This is a genomic window from Sphingobium sp. BYY-5 (genome assembly GCF_022758885.1).
Taxonomy (GTDB): domain Bacteria; phylum Pseudomonadota; class Alphaproteobacteria; order Sphingomonadales; family Sphingomonadaceae; genus Sphingobium.
In genome coordinates, this window is record NZ_JALEBH010000002.1 from 941,543 (window position 1) to 959,819 (window position 18,277).

General features: G+C 65.9%; 18 protein-coding genes. 8 read left to right on the forward strand and 10 right to left on the reverse strand.

Annotated features, from left to right (window positions below; genetic code table 11):
- Positions 1-2 precede the first annotated feature (2 nt).
- Together MOK15_RS20190 and MOK15_RS20195 are read right to left on the reverse strand one after the other, a co-directional pair.
- The gene (locus tag MOK15_RS20190) at positions 3-1,049 is read right to left on the reverse strand and encodes an oxidoreductase (protein WP_242933475.1); all 1,047 of its coding nucleotides are present in this window, start codon (positions 1,047-1,049) and stop codon (positions 3-5) included.
- A complete protein-coding gene (locus tag MOK15_RS20195; RefSeq protein ID WP_242933476.1) occupies positions 1,046-1,762 on the reverse strand; it encodes an arylesterase in 717 nt (238 codons plus the stop codon). The genes MOK15_RS20190 and MOK15_RS20195 overlap by 4 nt, the downstream gene beginning before the upstream one ends.
- On the opposite strand from MOK15_RS20195, the gene MOK15_RS20200 reads away from it, so the two are divergent.
- The 3 genes from MOK15_RS20200 (at position 1,761) to MOK15_RS20210 (ending at position 5,789) form a co-directional block, all read left to right on the forward strand.
- A complete protein-coding gene (locus MOK15_RS20200; RefSeq protein WP_242933477.1) occupies positions 1,761-2,462 on the forward strand; it encodes an ATP-binding cassette domain-containing protein in 702 nt (233 codons plus the stop codon). The genes MOK15_RS20195 and MOK15_RS20200 overlap by 2 nt on opposite strands.
- Positions 2,459-4,993 (forward strand): FtsX-like permease family protein, encoded by a 2,535-nt coding sequence (locus MOK15_RS20205; RefSeq protein WP_242933478.1) that lies wholly within the window; start codon positions 2,459-2,461, stop codon positions 4,991-4,993. The genes MOK15_RS20200 and MOK15_RS20205 overlap by 4 nt, the downstream gene beginning before the upstream one ends.
- Positions 4,994-5,072: 79 nt before the next feature.
- The gene (locus MOK15_RS20210) at positions 5,073-5,789 is read left to right on the forward strand and encodes a cupin domain-containing protein (protein WP_242933479.1); all 717 of its coding nucleotides are present in this window, start codon (positions 5,073-5,075) and stop codon (positions 5,787-5,789) included.
- 152 nt (positions 5,790-5,941) lie between these two features.
- Here the strand turns inward: MOK15_RS20210 and copD are convergent, their stop codons facing one another.
- Both copD and copC read right to left on the reverse strand, forming a co-directional pair.
- Positions 5,942-6,808 carry a copper homeostasis membrane protein CopD gene (gene copD, locus MOK15_RS20215; RefSeq protein ID WP_242933480.1) on the reverse strand — a complete coding sequence of 289 codons (867 nt, stop codon included), beginning with the start codon at positions 6,806-6,808 and terminating at the stop codon, positions 5,942-5,944.
- Between the two features lie 6 nt (positions 6,809-6,814).
- Complete coding sequence (copC, locus tag MOK15_RS20220; RefSeq protein WP_242933481.1) at positions 6,815-7,195, reverse strand: copper homeostasis periplasmic binding protein CopC; 381 nt, start codon at positions 7,193-7,195, stop codon at positions 6,815-6,817.
- Positions 7,196-7,339: 144 nt separating this feature from the next.
- Here copC and MOK15_RS20225 point away from each other — a divergent pair, with 144 nt between their 5' ends.
- The 5 genes from MOK15_RS20225 to MOK15_RS20245 are packed head-to-tail and all read left to right on the forward strand — an operon-like array spanning position 7,340 to position 11,286.
- Positions 7,340-7,600, forward strand: a complete 261-nt coding sequence (locus MOK15_RS20225; protein ID WP_242933482.1) for a hypothetical protein — start codon at positions 7,340-7,342, stop codon at positions 7,598-7,600.
- Complete coding sequence (locus MOK15_RS20230; protein ID WP_242933483.1) at positions 7,597-8,043, forward strand: periplasmic heavy metal sensor; 447 nt, start codon at positions 7,597-7,599, stop codon at positions 8,041-8,043. Before MOK15_RS20225 ends, MOK15_RS20230 begins: the two co-directional genes overlap by 4 nt.
- Before the next feature lies 1 nt (position 8,044).
- Complete coding sequence (locus MOK15_RS20235; protein WP_242933484.1) at positions 8,045-8,620, forward strand: sigma-70 family RNA polymerase sigma factor; 576 nt, start codon at positions 8,045-8,047, stop codon at positions 8,618-8,620.
- A 6-nt stretch (positions 8,621-8,626) separates the two neighbouring features.
- A complete protein-coding gene (locus tag MOK15_RS20240) occupies positions 8,627-10,363 on the forward strand; it encodes a copper resistance system multicopper oxidase (protein ID WP_242933485.1) in 1,737 nt (578 codons plus the stop codon).
- On the forward strand, positions 10,360-11,286 hold the full coding sequence (locus MOK15_RS20245) for a copper resistance protein B (RefSeq protein WP_242933486.1): 927 nt from the start codon (positions 10,360-10,362) through the stop codon (positions 11,284-11,286). The genes MOK15_RS20240 and MOK15_RS20245 overlap by 4 nt, the downstream gene beginning before the upstream one ends.
- Before the next feature lie 13 nt (positions 11,287-11,299).
- On the opposite strand, the gene MOK15_RS20250 is transcribed toward MOK15_RS20245, so the two are convergent.
- The 6 genes from MOK15_RS20250 to MOK15_RS20275 form a co-directional block, all read right to left on the reverse strand.
- A complete protein-coding gene (locus MOK15_RS20250; RefSeq protein WP_242933487.1) occupies positions 11,300-12,445 on the reverse strand; it encodes a M20 aminoacylase family protein in 1,146 nt (381 codons plus the stop codon).
- 67 nt (positions 12,446-12,512) lie between these two features.
- Positions 12,513-13,007, reverse strand: a complete 495-nt coding sequence (locus MOK15_RS20255) for a winged helix-turn-helix transcriptional regulator (protein WP_242933488.1) — start codon at positions 13,005-13,007, stop codon at positions 12,513-12,515.
- 22 nt (positions 13,008-13,029) lie between these two features.
- Complete coding sequence (locus MOK15_RS20260) at positions 13,030-14,433, reverse strand: aspartate aminotransferase family protein (protein WP_242933489.1); 1,404 nt, start codon at positions 14,431-14,433, stop codon at positions 13,030-13,032.
- Between the two features lie 273 nt (positions 14,434-14,706).
- Positions 14,707-15,786 carry a tartrate dehydrogenase gene (locus MOK15_RS20265; protein ID WP_242933490.1) on the reverse strand — a complete coding sequence of 360 codons (1,080 nt, stop codon included), beginning with the start codon at positions 15,784-15,786 and terminating at the stop codon, positions 14,707-14,709.
- A gap of 101 nt (positions 15,787-15,887) precedes the next feature.
- Entirely contained in the window at positions 15,888-17,351 is a 1,464-nt protein-coding gene (locus tag MOK15_RS20270; RefSeq protein WP_242933491.1) for an NAD-dependent succinate-semialdehyde dehydrogenase, read from the reverse strand.
- Complete coding sequence (locus tag MOK15_RS20275; protein WP_242933492.1) at positions 17,348-18,235, reverse strand: GNAT family N-acetyltransferase; 888 nt, start codon at positions 18,233-18,235, stop codon at positions 17,348-17,350. The genes MOK15_RS20270 and MOK15_RS20275 overlap by 4 nt, the downstream gene beginning before the upstream one ends.
- Between the last annotated feature and the right edge of the window lie 42 nt (positions 18,236-18,277).

The following is an 18,277-nucleotide window of genomic DNA, read 5'->3' on the forward strand; positions in this document are numbered from 1 at the left end:
GGTTATGATAGTGTCACCGTTCGCGCTTCGCGTGCGGACAGGCACGCCGCCTCGATCACTTCCTGCACGGCTATCGCCTCACCGGTCGAAACGGGGAGGGGGCTTCCCGTGCGCAGGGCATCGGCAACCTGCCGGTAGAAATGCTCCTGGCATCCCGGCCTCGCCCTGTGCTGTGTCACGCCGCCTTCGCCATCAAGACGTTCGACCGGATCGGGATCGACGCCCCATCCGGCATCGCCCGGCCGCAGCCCCGCGATCAGTTGTGCTTCCTGCGGATCAAGCCTGCGCTTGATGAGGGTTCCCCCGGTGCCATGCACCGTGAAGCGCGGCGCACCGCCCGTCTCGCCACTCGGCGCGACGAGGCTGGCGTGCAGGATGACCCGAAGCCCTGCGTAGCGCAGCACCACATGCGCCCAATCGTCGGCCGTCGATCCCTCGCGCAAGGCGATGATGTCCGCGCTGACCGCCACCGGTCGTCCGAACAGCGCCAGCGCCTGGTCGACCAGATGCGGCCCCAGATCGAACCACACGCCCGACCCCGGCGACCCGTCCTCGCGCCAGCGATCGCGCACCTGTGGACGGAAGCGGTCGAAATGGGATTCGAAGTGCGTCACCCGGCCGATCGCGCCATCTTGGATCGCCGCACGGATGCTCAGATAGTCGCTGTCAAAGCGGCGATTATGAAATACCGTCAGCCGCCGACCGACCGCATCGGCCAGGCTGGCCAGATCGCGCGCCTCCGCCAGCGACAGGGCGAAAGGCTTGTCGACGACCACATGCTTTCCCGCGCGCAACGCCGCAGCGGCAAGCTCTGCATGTGTCGCGCTCGGTGTCGCGATCACCACCAGGTCGATTGCCGGATCGGCCAGCACATCTTGCGGCTGCGCCATGCAGGCGATCGCCGGATCGAGCGCCGCGACTTCCGCGGCGCGGCTGGTGGCGATGGCCCGAAGCGCCAGCCCCGACGCCGCCCGGATCAGCGGCGCATGGAAAACGCGACCCGCCATGCCATAACCGATCAGGCCAACCTGGATCCGCTGGTCGCTCACGCCTTCAATTCCCCCGCCACCAGCGGCGCCAGCTTGCCGACGATCACGGCCACACCCTTGTCATTGGGGTGGATGCCATCGGGCAGCAACAGCGCGCGGTTGCCGATCACCCCGTCGAGCATGAAGGGATAGAGCGCGGCATCATATGCCTTTGCAAGGTCGGGATAGATGGGATTGAACGCTGTCGCATAGTCCGGCCCCATATTGGGCGAAGCCTTCATCCCGGTAAGTATCACGCGGATTCCTCGCTTCTTCGTCTCCGTCAGGATCGCGCCCAGATTGGCGCGCGTTTCCTTGGGCGACAGGCCGCGCAGCATGTCATTGCCGCCCAGGCCCACCAGCATCAGGTCGGGCTTGCGCGGCAACCCGTCGAGCGTGAAGGCCAGCCGCGCCAGGCCCGCCGCACTGGTGTCGCCCGACACGCCGGCATTGACGACCCGTGCTTTCATCCCACGCGCGTTCAGCACCCGCTCCAGCACCGGGGCCAGCCCCTTGCCCTGGTCCAGATTATAGCCGGCATAGAGGCTGTCGCCGAACGCCACCACCAGCCGCGCATCGGCGGCCGGGGCCGCGGCCTCATCACTTGCCTGCGCAACATTGGCCGGCGGGGGAGGAGGGGGCGATCGATCCGAGCAGGCCGTCGCCAGATGGACAAACAGCGCCAGCGCCCCATATTGCATCAGCCTGCCCGCCAAGGAGCGCTCCTTCTTCATGCACATGCCCATCGATCCCGCCACTATCGCGATCCGCGCGCAGAATGTCACCCTCCAGCTTGGCACGCGCGTCGCACCGGTGACGATCCTCAAGGGCGTGGACCTTTCCATCCTGCGCGGTGAGAGTGTCGCCATCCTGGGCGCATCGGGATCGGGCAAAAGCTCACTGATGGCCGTACTGTCCGGCCTTGAACGTGCCAGCGGCGGCAAGGTTGATGTTGGGGGCGTCGATTTCGGCGCGCTGGGCGAGGATGATCTTGCCCGCGCGCGCCGGGGGCGGATCGGCATCGTGCTGCAATCCTTCCATCTGCTGCCGACCATGACGACGCAGGAAAATGTCGCCGTGCCGCTGGAACTGGCCGGTCATGCCGATGCCTTCGCCCTGGCGGCGGAGGAATTGCGCGCCGTCGGCCTTGGCCATCGGCTCGACCATTATCCCGCCCAGCTTTCGGGTGGCGAACAGCAGCGTGTCGCCATCGCTCGCGCGGTCGCGCCGCGACCCACTTTGCTCTTCGCCGACGAACCGACCGGCAATCTCGACGCTGCCACGGGCGCCGCGATCATGGACCTGCTGTTCGATCGCCAGATGGCGGCGGGCGCGACCCTGGTCATCATCACCCATGACCCCGTGCTGGCCGAACGTTGCGGCCGCATCATCGAAATGCGCGATGGACAGATCATCGCGGATCGCGCGGCGTGAGCGGCCTCTCCTGGCGTACGGGCTGGCGTATTGCCCGGCGCGATCTCCATCTGGGTTTCCGCGGCCTGCGGCTGCTATTTCTCTGTCTCTTCCTTGGCGTTGCGGCGCTGGCGGCGATCGGCAGCCTGACCGCCGCGATTACGCAGGAACTCAGCGATCGCGGCCGGGTGATATTGGGCGGCGATATCGAGATCGGCATGACCCAGCGCGAAGCGGGCCTGGGCGACAAGGAAGCTTTCCGCCAGCTCGGCACGCTCAGCGAGACGATCCGGATGCGCGCCATGGCGCAGCGTGTCGGCCGGGGCGGGGGGCAGGGCAGGGGGGATGCGCCGCCCGCCGTGCTGACCGAACTCAAGGGGGTCGATGCCGTCTATCCCCTCTATGGTGCGCTCGCCCTGCGCGACGGCGTCTATCGTCCGATGGATGCGGACCATATCCTGATCGGCGTGGCTTTGGCCGATCGGCTCCAGGTCCGGCGCGGCGATCCGCTCCGCTATGGCGCTGCGACCTTCACCATCAGCGACATCATCGCCGATGAACCCGACCGGCTGGGGGAGGGCTTCACCCTGGGACCGGTGGCGATCGTGTCGATGGAAGGATTGCGCCGCACGGGTCTGATCCAACCCGGCAGCCTCTATGCCACCAAATATCGAATCCGGCTCTCGCCCCGCTATGATCCGGTTATCGTCCGGCAGGATTGGGAAAAGGCGCGTGCGAACGAAGGCTGGACCTTCAAGGATCGGGACCGCGCGGCGCCCGGCGCCAATCGCTTCATCGAACGGATGGGCCAGTTCCTATCGCTCATCGGCCTCGCCGCGCTGGTGATCGCCGGTATCGGCGTCAGCAACGGCGTCGCCTCCTATCTGGCGGGCAAGCGCGGCGGCATCGCGACGTTGAAAGTGCTGGGCGCGACCTCCACGGACATTGCGCGCATCTACCGGATGCAGGTGGGCGTGGTCGCCCTGCTCGGCATTGCGGCGGGCCTGATCGTCGGTGCGGCGCTGCCGCCGCTGGTGGTGGCGATCGCCGGCGACGTGCTGCCGGTCAGCCCTGGCTTCCGCCTCCATCCCTTGCCGCTGCTGGCGAGCGCCGCCTATGGCCTGCTCATCGCCTTCCTCTTCACCTTCCCGCCGCTTGCGAAGGCGCGCACGCAGCCCGCCGCGGCCATCTTCCGGGGCGCGGTGGAAACACGCACGGGTCTCGACCGGCGCAGCATCGCCGCCATGGCCGCCGCCGGAGCGCTGCTGGTGCTGCTGGCGCTTTCGACCGCGCGCGATCCGCTTTTCTCCGCCGCCGTGCTGGGCGCGGTGGCGGCGGTGCTGCTGTTGCTCCTTGGTCTGGGTGCCGCCGTCAGCCGCCTTGCGCGTCGCTTGCCCCGTCCGCGCCGCCCGCTGCTGCGCCTGGCGCTCGCCAATCTCCACCGCCCCGGCGCGCAGACCGCCGCGCTCATTGTGGCGCTGGGCCTTGCCCTCACCCTCTTCGTCACGCTGGCCGGGATCGAAACCAGCCTGGACGCCGAAATCCGCAATGTCGTGCCGAAGAAGGCGCCCGCCCAGATCGTGCTCGACATCCCCGCGCCCCAGCAGGCCCGTTTCCGGCAGATCGTCGCGGCGCAGGCGCCCGAAGCCCAGCTCAACATCGTCCCCGTCCTGCGCGGCACGATCACCGCCTATGACGGCCAGCGCGTCGCCGACCTGAAGGATGTGCCCGAAGGCGCCTGGTTCCTGCGTGGCGAGCGCGGCGTCACCTATAGCGCGACCCTGCCGGAGGGCAGCGATCTGGTCGCGGGCCAATGGTGGCCGAAGGATTATCGGGGTCCGCCACTCGTCTCGCTCGACGCCGAAGCGGCGAAGACGCTCGGCATCGGCGTCGGCGACACGCTCACCGTTTCCATCCTCGGCCGTGAGATAGAGGCGCGCATCGCTTCCCTGCGCAAGGTCAACTGGGACACGATGGGCTTCAACTATATACTGGTCTTTCCGCCCCATACCCTTGCATCGGCGCCGCACAGCGTCGCTGCGACCATCACCATGGATGCGCGTCACAACGCCGCCATGACTCGCGCCCTGCTTGCTGCCTTCCCCGGCGTATCGGTGATCGCGGTGGGGGAGGTGATCGACCAGGTCGGCACCATCCTGACCCAGATGTCGCGCGCCATCCTGGTCGCCGCCTCGGTCGCGATCCTCGCCGGTATCGCGGTGCTGGTTGGCGCCATCGCCGCATCGCGGCAGGCGCGCAGCTATGACAGCGTGATATTGAAGACGCTGGGCGCGACAAGGGCGCAATTATTGGGTGGACAGGCGCTCGAATATGGACTGCTCGCCGCGATCCTGGCGCTGGTCGCGTTGGCGTTGGGCAGTGCGGCGGCATGGTTCGTAATCGTCCAGGTCTTCGATTTCGGCTGGGCGCCCGACTGGCCGATCGTGCTTGCGACCCTGGCAGGGGGGGCGCTGTTGACGCTTGGCATCGGCCTTGCCGGGTCGATCCCGCTGCTTTCCGTCCGTCCGGCCAACGCCTTGCGGCAGGTCTGACGGTCCATCCCGCGCCAAACGGCGCATCGTGCCGTGCGGGGCGGATTATCCTGCGACCGATCCAACAGGAAAGGCCGCCATGACGAACGAGACTTTGACCCGCAGCTTCATCGATCTGCGCGCCTGGGCCGCCGGTGCGGCCGTCAGGGCCGGGGAGGGCGATCCCTTCCTTGCCACACGCGCGCAATTGCCGCTGGCGGAAGGGCCGATCACCGCCGGCCTCATCGCCCTGCCACAGGGCGCGGGCATGGTCGATGCGATGCCCGCCGACGAGTTCGTCATCCTGGCGTCCGGCGCCGTCCGCATCGCGCAGGGCGATCTCGCTGTCACGCTGAACGAAGGCGACAGCCTGGTCCTGCGCAGCGGCGCGGCCTTCGCCTGGACGGCGGAGAGCGACAGCCGCCTTCTCTTCATCCGCCGTACCGGCGGTCCGGTGAGCGATGGTGCGATCATTCCGGTCGATGCCGACGCCCCGCTCGAACCCTCGGGCGCGCCGCTCGCCGAACTGCTGGTCGGTTCGACGCCCCAATGCCGCAACCATAGCGACTGGAAGTCGGAGGATGGTGAATTCATGGCCGGCACCTGGGATTCGACCCCCTATCACCGCCGCGCCATGCGCTACGGCCATTTCGAACTCATGTATCTACTGGATGGTAGCGTCACCTTCGTCGATGAAGCCGGGGTGGAAGGCACGTTCGACAAGGGCGACATCTTCCTGGTCGAACAGGGCGCCAGTTGCAGTTGGGACAGCCGCGTCGACGTGAAGAAGGTCTACTGCATCTACCGCCCGGTGTAAGAGGCTGTCTGGGATGCGCCTATCGGCGCATTGCGGCACCGGCCCTCTCCCCCACCCGGCCGCCCAACGGCAGTATTCTATGGGTGGCCGGGTGGGGGAGAGGGCTGGTGCGGTACTGAAAATGCGCCCTTCTGCGCATTTTCAAACAAACTCTAAGCCATCGGATCGAGCGTCCCCAGCCAGGCGACAAGGCCGATGATGGCAAGGGCGGCGCTTGTTTCCACCAGCAGCGACAGCCGCAGATGTGCGATCGCGCGCTGCGGCGTCCCGCCCGCTTCCAAAGCCGGGGTCAGCCACCAGCGATTGGCCGCCGCCAGCCCCAGCATCAGCCCGAACAGCGCCAGCTTGGCGCCCAGCAGCCAGCCATAGCGGCTGCCGGCCAGCGCGGGCAATTGCGCCAGCCCCACGATCATGATCGCGTTGATCGCCCCGGTCACGACCAGCGTCGCGACGATCAGCGTCCCCATCAGCGAAAAGCGCGCCAGCATCGCCGCCACGCGAGGCATATCGTCCTTCGCGCGCAGCCTCGATACGGCATGAAGCAGCACCGCGAGCGCGCCGATCCATCCTGCCGCCACCCAGATATGCGCGATATCGGCAGCACGGTGGAGCGACCCGGCACCATCTTCGGTCGCCCCTGCATGACCCGTCCATGCCAATGTCGCGGCGGCAATCGCGCCTGGCGCAAGCGCCCATCGCGCCCCGCGCGGCAAGGCGGTCGCGCCCAGCGCGACCAGCAACGCCGCACCGCGCACCGCCGCCACCGACCCGATCGGCGTCATCGTCAGCAATATCCGGGCGCTCGCCCAATCGGGGGAAGTGATCGGCGTGCCGGTCATCGCCGCCACGCTCGCCATCAGCCACAGCACCGACAGCGCCATGCCCATGGCGGCCAGCGCGGCCAGCACCCATCGCTGCCCCGCCATGCCCATCGCCCACCAGAACAACGGCAGGCCCATGAGCATGGCAAGGTCCAGCATCAGCGCGAAGCGCGCGCCGATCAAAGCCCCCTCGGTCATCGCGGCTTACTTGACCGTGAAGCTGTAGCCGCCTTCCATCTTGTGCTGGTCGGCGCCGACGATATGCCATTTCAGGTCATAGCTGCCGGCGGGCAGCGCGCGGGGCAAGGTAACGATCAGCGTCTTGCCGTCCGGGCCGACGCTGGTCTTGAAGCCCTTGATCGGCATCGGTTCGTGACTGGCCATGCCCGGCATCCCGGTCATCGTCAGGTCCACGCCGCTCATCGGCGCCAGGAAGGTTTCGGAAAAGGTCAGCGTCAGCCGGGTCGGCTTGGCGATGGTCGCATTGGCGGCCGGGTTGGCCGAAACGAGCTTGCTGTGCGCACTCGCCACGCCGGGCAGGGCCAGCGCAAAAGCGGCGGCGGCGGTCAGGAAATAACGGGTCATGTCGGTGTCTCCATCAGGGTGGTCAGGAACGTTTACGCATGGACTTGTCGGACCCCTCATCCCATGCGCATAATTTTCCGCGTCTTGTTCCGAGGGGTGGACGTGTCATGCGCGTATAGGGCCATGAGGATGGAGATTGAAGCGATGACCGATCTGGACCGGATGCTCGACGCGGTGCGGGGGATGCCCACCGATGCACGGCTGGAGGATATGAACGCTGCCGTCATGAGCGGCCTTGCCCACCGTCGCGACCGGACGACCGCGCGGCGCAGCCTGATGCTCGCGGGTGTGCTGGCGATCGGTATCGGCTGGGCGGGCAGCATCGTGCCGGCCGCCCCGGCGCAGGCGTCGTCGGTGCCGATCGGCATGTCCGACTATGCGCCTTCGCGCCTGCTCGGCCAATGAGCGTCCGGCGCTATTTCCTCGTCGCGCTGGTCGCCTTTGCCGCAGCGCTGGCGGCGGTGCTGGTCGCGCGCATTTGGCTCGCCCCCGCGCCGCGGGTGGAGAGTGAAGTCCATGCCCTGCTGCATCAGCGGCTGACGCTCGACGCGGCGCAGGAACAGCGCATCCATGACCTGGAGGCCGCCTTCGCCACACGTCGCGAGGCGCTGGAGGCGGAAATGCGCGCGGACAATCAACGGCTGGCCGACGCCATCGCCGCCGAACATGGCTATGGTCCGAAAGTCAGCGAAGCCGTCGACCGTTCGCATCATGTGATGGGCCAGCTTCAGAAGGAAACGCTCCAGCATATCTTTGCGATGCGCGGTGTGTTGCGCCCGGATCAGGCGTCGCAATTCGACGCCGCCATCGTCAAGGCGCTGACCCAGCCTGCCCAGTCAACCCAATAAGGTGAGCGGGTCGGACCCCGACGATCGTGCGCTCGCCGCCCGCGCGCTGGCGGGGCAGCAATCGGCCTATGGCGCGCTGATGCAGCGGCATCGCGATGCGGTCTATCGGCTGGCGCGCAGCCATGTCGGTGACAGCGACGAAGCGCTCGACATCACGCAGGAGACGTTCGTCGCCGCCTTCGCCGCGCTCGCCCGCTATGATGGATCGCGCCCTTTTCGCGTCTGGATCGCGCGGATCGCGCTCAACAAATGCCGCGACTGGGCGCGGCGGCGTGCGGTTCGTCGTTTCTTCACCTTCGCCAGGCCCATCGACGATGCGCTCGACATCGCGACCCTCGACGCCACGCCCGAAGAGGCCGCGCATTCGAACCGTGAAATCGCCCGCATCAATGCCGCTATCGCGTCATTGCCCGTGACCCTCAAGGACGTGCTGCTCCTCCGCGCGATCGAAGGGATGAACCAGGCGGAAGCGGCGCAGGTGCTGGGCGTCACCGAAAAGGCGGTCGAAACCCGCCTCTATCGCGCCCGCGCCAAATTGACGGAAATTTTGAGGGATTGGCCGCCCGCTCGCGTATGATGGGGCATGACGATATTGTCCCTCAATCGCCGCACCCTCTTCAAAAGCGCCGCCGCCCTCGGCCTGGCCCAGGCCTTTCCCGCCTGGGCGCGTAGCGGCACGCCCGGCCTGCGCCCCGCGCCTGGCGTGCTTTCTGGCGATAATATCGCGCTGACCGTGGGGACAAGCCATTTCGGCACCGGCGGTCGATCGGCCCATGCGATCACCATCAACGGCACCGTCCCCGCGCCGCTCATCCGCCTGCGGGAAGGGCAGACTGTCCGCCTCGCCGTCACCAACAACCTGAAAGAAGACACGTCGATCCACTGGCACGGCCTGATCGTCCCCTTCCAGATGGACGGCGTACCGGGCATCAGCTTCCCCGGCATCCGCCCGCAGGAAACCTTCACCTATGAATTTCCGATCCGCCAGTCGGGCACCTACTGGTATCACAGCCATTCCGGAATGCAGGAGGCGATGGGCCATTATGGCCCGATCGTGATCGACCCCGCCGGTCCCGATCCGGTGGTTAGCGATCGTGAGCATGTCATCGTGCTCGCCGACTGGAGTCCGGTTCATCCCCATGTGCTGCTGAAACGCCTCAAGCAGTCGGGCGGCTATTATAATATGCAGCGCCAGACGCTGGCCAGCCTGCTCAAGGGCAAGGACCAGAGCGCCAGGGACCGGAAGGACTGGGGCAAGATGCGGATGGACCCCACCGACATTTCGGACGTCACCGGCTCCACCTACAGCTTCCTGGTGAACGGCCATGGCACGGCGGAAAACTGGACCGGCCTGTTCACCCCCGGCGAGCGCGTTCGCCTGCGCATCGTCAACGCCTCGGCCATGACCAATTTCAACGTCCGCCTGCCCGGCCTCCCCATGACCGTGGTCCAGTGCGACGGCCAGCATGTCCAGCCGGTCGAAACCGACGAGTTCCAGATCGGCATCGCCGAAACCTACGACATCATCGTCCAGCCGACCGAGGCGAAGCCCTATGGCCTGATCGCCGAAGCCATCGACCGTTCCGGCCTGGTCCGCGCGACGCTCGCGCCGCAGATCGGCATGGCCGCGCCCATTCCCGAACTGCGTCAGCGCCCGCTGCTGACGATGAAGGATATGGGGATGGACATGTCTGGCATGGATATGGGGCAGGGGGGCGTCATCGATTTGAGCCAGCCCGCCAATGACAGCATGTCGGGCCATAGCATGAAGATGCTCGATCCTTCCGTCGCGCCGAACGTGCCGATGGGGCCGGGCGTCGCGACCCTCTCTCCCATGCCGGCGGATCGTACCGCCGACCGGCCCACGGGCCTTGAGGATGTGGACCATCGCGTCCTCACCTATGCCGACCTGCGGTCGCTCGAACCCAATGGCGACACCCGCACGCCCACGCGCACGCTCGACATCCATCTGACCGCCAATATGGAACGCTATATGTGGTCCTTCGACGGGGTGAAGCTGTCGGACGGCGCCGATCCGATCCCGTTCCGCCATATGGAGCGCGTGCGCGTGAACCTCATCAACGACACGATGATGCCGCACCCCATCCATATCCACGGCCATTTCTTCCAACTCGTGACCGGGGATGCCGACCATAATCCGCGCAAGCATACGGTGAACGTCCTGCCCGGCGGCAGGATCAGCTTCGACCTGACCGCCGATGCGCTGGGCGACTGGGCCTTTCACTGCCACATGCTGATGCACATGCACGCCGGGATGATGCGCGTCGTGACCGTGCGCCGCGAAGGAGAGGTGGCATGAAGCGCTTGATCTGCGCCGCAGCGCTGATCCTCACGACCGTCCCGCCCGCATTGGCGCAGACGATGGACCATAGCCAGATGGATCATGGCGCGCACCAGATGCCGCCGGCACAGGAAGTCCCGTCGCCGGAGCAGCCCGTCGATCCCCATGCCGGCCACGGCGCGCCCGCGACCGACGATGCCATTCCGCAGGGCGTCGCCCCACTCGTCCCCACCGACCATGCCGCCGAGGTTTTTTACGATCCCGCCGTCATGGCCCGCGCCCGCGCCGCGATGCTCAAGGAAAGCGGCGGCATGACTTTCTCCCAGCTCATGATCGACCGCCTCGAATATCGCGCCCAAAAGGGTGGGGACGGCTATCATTGGGAGGGCGAAGGCTGGATCGGCGGCGATATCAACCGCCTCGCGATCAAGTCGGAAGGGGAGGGGGACGTTGGCGGTCGCCTCGAAAGCGCCGAACTCCAGGCGCTCTACAGCCGCGCCATCGACCCGTGGTGGAACATCGTCGCCGGCGTACGCCAGGATTTCCGCCCCCAGCCGCAGCGCACTTACGCCACCATCGGTATCGAAGGCCTCGCCCCTTATTGGTTCGAACTGGAGGCCCAGGCCTTCCTCTCCGACAAGGGCGATGCCCATCTGCGCGTCGAGGGCAGCTATGACCAGCGCCTGACGCAGCGCCTGATCCTGCAACCCGCCGCCGAAGTGAACATCGCCGCGCAGGATGTGCCCGAACTCGGGATCGGCTCGGGCGTCTCCGACATCGAACTGGGCTTGCGCCTGCGCTACGAGTTCGCCCGCGAGTTCGCTCCCTATGTCGGCGTCAACTGGGAACGCAAGCTGGGCGATACCGCCCGCTATGCCCGTGCCGCAGGAGAGGGGGCGTCGGCCACCAGCCTGGTGATGGGCATCCGGTTCTGGTTCTGACGGTGGTCGTTCTTCAGCCCAGATGCCGCTCGGCCAGCGCGACATGCAGGCGTATGCCAATCCCCAGCACATCGTCGTTGAAGTCATAATGCGGATTGTGCAGCGGCGCCGACCCTTCGGCCTTCGCCTGGCCCAACCAGATATAGGCGCCCTTGCACGCCTGCAGCATGAAGGCGAAATCCTCCGACGTGAAAGCGGGATCGGGCGCCAGCTTTGCTTCGCCCACGGTTGCCGCGGCGTCCAGCGCTTCCTGCGCGGCCTCCGCATCGTTGATCGTCGCGGGATAGTAACGCTGATAATCGACCGTCGCGGTCAGGTCGCCCGCTTGCGCGACACCCGCCGCTACCTGCCGGATCGACGCCTCGATCCGGTCCTGCACGGCGGGATCGAACGTGCGCACCGTCCCGGAAATCGTCACCACTTCCGGGATCACATTATGCGTATGCCCGCCATGGATCTGGGTGATCGACAGCACGGCCGACGCGGTCGGCGCGATCCGGCGCGACACGATGGCGTTCAATTGCTGCACCAATGACGCTGCAGCAAGAATGGCGTCCGGCGTATCCTGCGGGATCGCGGCATGACCGCCGCGCCCTTCCAGGCGGATCTCGAACTTGTCGGCCGCCCCCATGATCGGGCCGGGTCGCGTGGCGATCGTACCGGCGGGCAGGTCGGGCCAGTTGTGTAGGCCGAACACGCGGTCGCATGGGAAGCGTTCGAACAGTCCCTCATTGACCATCTCCCGCGCGCCGCCCTGGCCTTCCTCGGCGGGCTGGAAGAAGAAGTTCACCGTCCCATCGAAGTTCCGCGTCCGCGCCAAATGCTGCGCCGCGCCCAGCAGCATCGCGACATGGCCGTCATGGCCGCATCCATGGAAGCTGCCCGGCGTCTTGCTGGCATAGGGCAGGTTGGTCTGCTCATGGATCGGCAGCGCATCCATGTCCGCGCGCAATCCGATGCTGCGGCCGGACGTGCCGTTGCTCAGGACGCCGACGACGCCGGTCCTGCCGATCCCCTCATGCACCTCCAGCCCCAGCGCGCGGAGTTGCTCGGCGATGCGCCCGGCGGTGCGATGCTCGCAGAAACCAAGCTCGGGATGCGCATGGATGTCGCGGCGGAACGCGACGAGCGGCTCGATCAGGTCGGCAATGTCGGTCATAGTTCGAACTTGTCCCTCTATCACAGTCTGGACCCCGGCCTTCGCCGGGGAGCATCCTCATCAAACCCTATCGCTGCTCGCCGAACAGGTGCTGGATCGGATAATGATGCTTGATGAAGGGTGACTTGATGACGACGTAGCTGAAATATTTCTCGATACCGTAATCGCTTTCCAGCATCCCTTCGATGATCGACTGATAATGCGCCACGCCGCGCGTCACGAATTTCAGCAGATAGTCGTATCCGCCGCTGACCAGATGGCATTCGACGATTTCGTCCAGCTTGCGGATGCGCGTCTCGAACCGGGAAAAGTCCCCCGCCCGATGCTCGGTCAGCGTCACTTCGGTAAAGACGGTCAGATATTCGCCCAGCTTGTGCAGGTTGATATGCGCGCCATAGCCGGTGATGTAGCCCGCCTTCTCCAGCCGCTTGACGCGGGTGAGGCAGGGGCTGGGGGACAGGCCGACCGCATCGGCCAGCTCGACATTGGTGATGCGGCCCGATAGCTGAAGCTGCGTCAGTATCTTGAGGTCGATCCTGTCCAGTCTGGGTCCGCCCAACATATCCCTGCTTCCCCTTTATATATTATCCTATCGCCGCGCGAATATCCGCCTCTTCGAGCAGGTCGTCGAGCGTTTTGCGGATGCGGGCGAAGATCATGTCCATCTCTTCATCGGACGCGCAGAGCGCCGGCGCAAGCCCGATGATATTGTCGGCAAAGGCGCGGAAAATGACGCCATTCTCATATCCCTTGGCGAACAGCCGATCGGCCAGTTTCAGCGCGGGGTTGAACCGCGCCTTGCTGCCCTTGTCCGCGACCAGTTCGATCGCGCCCAGCAGGCCGCGTCCGCGCGTGTCGCCGACCATCGGATGGTCGGCAATGCCCGCCATCCCGGTGTCGAAGCGCGCGGCGACCTTCTGCCCGTTCGCCAATATGCCGCCCTCGGTATAGAGGCGCAGCACTTCCAGCCCCACCGCCGCGCTGACCGGATGGCCCGAATAGGTGGCGCCATGGCCGATCGCGATGTCCGGCGCCGCGCCATTGGCGATGCCCTGATATATCTTGTCCGACATCAGTAGCGCGCCCATCGGCACATAGCCGGCGGTCAGCCCCTTGGCGAGGGTCATGAGGTCGGGCGTGACATCTTCCGCGTCACAGGCGAACATCGGCCCGGTGCGGCCGAAGCCGGTGATGACCTCATCCGTCACGAACAATATGTCCAGTTCGGTGCAGGCCTCGCGCATGGCCTTGAGCCAACCGACCGGCGGCACGATCACGCCGCCTGAACCCTGGATCGGTTCGCAGAAGAAGGTGGCGACATTGTCCGCGCCCAGTTCCGCCACCTTGTCCTTCAACTCCTGCACCGACCGGGCGATGATCGCGGCGTCATCCCCCTCCAGATCGCTGCGATAGGGGTAGGGTGACGCGATATGATGCTGCCAGCGCAGCGGCAGGTCGAAGCCGCGATGGAAATTGGCGAGCGCCGTCAGGCCCGCGCCTGTCGTGCTGGACCCATGATAGCCCCGCTCCAGGGCGATGCACTGCTTCTTCGCCGGCTTGCCGATCGCGTTATAATAATGGGTGATATAGCGGATCGCGCTGTCCACCGCGTCCGACCCACCCAGGGTGAAATAGACATGATCCAGCCCCTCCGGGCTGATATCGACCAGGCGTTGCGCCAGCCTGACCGCCGGCTCGCTGCCGAAATGGAAATAGCCGGTGGCGTAGGGCAGGCGGCGCATCTGCTCGGCCGCCGCCTCGACGATGCTGTCCTGGCCATAGCCGACATTGACGCACCACAGGCCGGCAAAGGCGTCCAGCAATTCCTTGCCGTCCATATCCTTCAGCCACATGCCCTTGCCGCTTTCCAGCAGCAGCGCGCCATGCGCCTCATGCCCACGGAAGGAGGTGACGGGGTGGATCAGGTGGTCGCGGTCGATGTCCAGCAAGGACCGGTTGGATTGCAGAGTCATCAGCAGGCTCGCCATTGTGGGTCTTACGATTAGCCTAGTCTCATGCGGCAGAGCGAAAGCCCGATATGGGACACATGGCGACCGTCCCCGCGCTTAATCGCAAAGCATCGCAGCATAATATGCCGCTGTCCTACAGGCGGCCGGATATGGTATGGAAAAGGAGAAGGCCGCCCCATCCGGGACGCCCCTCTCTCTATCGCTGGGACACTTTCCGATAGGATCAGGCCAGCGCAACAAAATGTCTGATTCAGCAGGAAATGTGCGAAGTTAAGCGTATGATTTCCTATTTCACGCCAGCGCGTTGGCGATCGCCTTGCCGCATTCGATGGTGCTTGCCTTGCCCTTCAGGTCGCCGGTGCGCAGGCCCGGCTCCGCCAGCACGGTTTCGACCGCGCGCATGATCGCGGCGGCGGCGTCCGCCTCGCCCAGATGCTCCAGCATCATCGCCGCCGACCATATCTGGCCGACCGGGTTCGCAATCCCCTTGCCCGCAATGTCGGGGGCGGAACCATGCACCGGCTCGAACAGTGAGGGCGCGGTGCGGTCCGGGTTGATATTGCCCGACGGCGCAACCCCGATCGTGCCGGTGCAGGCTGGGCCGAGATCGGACAGGATGTCGCCGAACAGGTTGGACGCCACCACCACGTCGAACCGGTCCGGGTTCAGCACGAACTGCGCGGTCAATATGTCGATATGATATTTGTCATGGGTGACGGTGGGATAATGTTTCGCCATCTCCTCCACCCGCTCGTCCCACCAGGGCATGGTGATGGCGATGCCGTTGGACTTGGTGGCGGACGTGACATGCTTGCGCTCGCGCGCCGCCGCCAGCTCGAACGCATAGCGCAGCACGCGGTCGGTGCCGTGGCGGGTCATCACCGTTTCCTGGATCACCACCTCGCGCGGGGTGCCGGGGAACATCTTGCCGCCGACGGAGCTATATTCCCCTTCCGTATTCTCGCGCACCACCCAGAAATCGATGTCGCCCGGCTCGCGCCCGACCAGCGGGCAGGGGACGCCTGGCATCAGGCGGACGGGGCGCAGATTGACATATTGATCATATTCGCGTCGGAACTGGAGCAGCGATCCCCATAGCGAGATATGATCGGGCACCGTGTCGGGCCAGCCGACCGCGCCGAAGAAGATCGCATCGGGATTGCCGATCCGCGCCTTCCAATCGTCGGGCATCATCTGGCCATGTTTGGCATAATAATCGCAGCAGGCGAAATCCTGCCATGTCTGCTCGATGGTGAAGCCATAGAGGCTCGCCGCGCGCTCCAGCACGCGGATGCCTTCGGGCATGACTTCCTTGCCGATGCCATCGCCGGGGATGACGGAGATATTGTAGGCGCGGTTGGTGGCGGACATAATTTACTCCCGTTCGCCCTGAGCCTGTCGAAGGGCTGCACTTCACTTCAAGAACAAGAACGAGGCTTCGACAGGCTCAGCCCGAATGGAGGTAGAGGGGATTAAAGTTTCAGCCCCGCAATATGGAACGCCTTGGTCTCCAGATATTCCTCGATTCCCGCATGGGCGCCTTCGCGGCCCAGACCCGACATCTTGACCCCGCCGAACGGTGCGACCTCCATCGCGATCGATCCGCTGTTGAGCGCGACCATGCCCGCCTCCAGCCGCTCCGCCACGCGGAAGGCGCGGTGGAGATTCTCGGTATAGAAATAGCTGGCCAGGCCATAGCTGGTGGCGTTGGCGAGTTCGATGCCTTCCTCTTCATGGGTGAAGCGGAACAGCGGCGCGACCGGGCCGAACGTCTCCTCCTCCGCCAGCCGCATGTCGCGGGTCGCGCCGGTCAGGATGACAGGCGTCGCGAAACGCTCGCCGGTGGTGCCTTCGGGCGCCTGGGCGAACAGCGTCGCGCCATGCGCCAGCGCGTCGTCGATATGCGCCTTCACCTTGTCGGCGGCGGCGGCGTTGATGAGCGGACCGATCGTGCTGCCCGCCTGGTCACCCGGCGCGACCCGGAGCGCGGCGACCGCCTTGGCCAGCTTCTCGGCAAAGGCGTCATACACGCCGTCCTGCACCAGGATGCGGTTCGCGCAGACGCAGGTCTGGCCCGCATTGCGGAACTTGCTGACCATCGCGCTGGCGACGGCGATGTCGATATCGGCGTCGTCGAACACGATCAGCGGCGCATTGCCGCCCAGTTCGAAACTCACCCGCTTCACCGTATCGGCGCATTGCCGCATCAGCAGCGATCCCACCCGCGTCGATCCGGTGAAGGACAATTTGCGCACTACCGGACTGGCGGTCAGCGCCCCGCCGATCGCGGCCGGCATACCGGTGACGACGTTGAACACCCCTGCGGGGAAACCCGCCTGCTCCGCCAGCTTCGCCAGCGCCAGCGCGGAAAATGGGGTGAGTTCGGACGGCTTCACGACCACCGGACATCCTGCCGCCAAAGCGGGCGCGCATTTGCGGGTGATCATCGCCGCCGGGAAGTTCCACGGCGTGATCGCCGCGGACACGCCGACCGGTTCCTTCATCAGCAGGATGCGACGATTGGCTTCGGGTGCGGGGATGATGCCGCCGTCGATGCGGCGGGCTTCTTCGGCGAACCATTTGATGAAGCTCGCCGCATAACGGATTTCGCCTTCGGCCTCCGCGATCGGCTTGCCCTGTTCCGCGGTCATGATGCGGCCAAGGTCTGCGATATTCTCCAGCACCAAAGCGTGCCATCGCTCCAGCAGCGCTGCGCGTTCGCCGGCGGTCTTCGCGCGCCACGCCGGCCAGGCGGCCTCGGCCGCAGTAATGGCGGCCTGCGTCTCGGCCTCGCCGCAATCGGGCACGGTGCCGATAATCGCACCGGTGGCGGGGTTGTCGACCGGAACGCAGGCGCCGGACGCGACGCCGGTCCATTGGCCGCCGATGAAGGCCTGTTCGATGAAGAGAGCGGGATTGGTGAGCGAAAGGGTCATCCGAGCGCCTGCGTGGTGAGGGAAAAGGTGGTGACGGTTGGGTCAGCCTTGGGCATCGGGCCGCGCACCATGCGCATCACCCGACCTACACAGGGCAGGCCCAGCGCATCGAGCCAGGTCGACAGCTCACTTTCTTCCGGCACGTCGAGCCGGCAGAACATGCCCGCATTGGACCCCAGCCAGTGGGAGATCAGCGCCCGCGCCCCGCCTGTATCCGGGGCGATGGTCGGTCCCACCACATAGCCTCGCCCGAAGCGGCGGAAGAGCGCGAAGCCCACCGGCTCGTTGCGGCGCGTCAACACCACGCCCTGGGCGCCCGGGACGAGCGCGTCGAGCAGAGCGTCGCGATTCATGCCGGTGGCGCGTTGCGCCAGATCGCGCAGCGTCGCCATATCCTTGCTGCCCAGCGGCCGGACCCGTTCGTCGGGGATCAACTCGGCCATCGGGACGGCAAACGCCGCGCCTTGATGCTGGAACACCGGGCCTACGGGCATGAAACCCAGCTTGCGATAGAGCGGCGCGCCTTCGTCGGTGGCGTTGAGCAACACGGTGCGCCCGTCCAGATCGCCCAGCACCGCATCCATCAGCCGGCGGCCGACGCCCATGCCCTGGGCCTGAGGTGACACGATCACCATGCCCAGCGTTGCGGCATCCGTGCCATAGAGCCACGCCATGGCCGTGCCGATCACCTCCTTTTGATGATCTGGCTTTTGATGATCTGGGCCATCACGCTCGGCGACATAGCCGAAGCCCATGCTCAGCAGCATCTCCCAATCCTCGATACGGTGGGGCCATTTCTGCTCGCTGGAAAGTCCATGGGCGGCGGTGAGGTCCTCGACGGTCATGCGCCGCAGGGTCACCATCGCCTCTATGCCTGTCGCCATGCGTCTTGCTCCTTGGCGGAAAGGGTTGGTCGGAATCGGTAG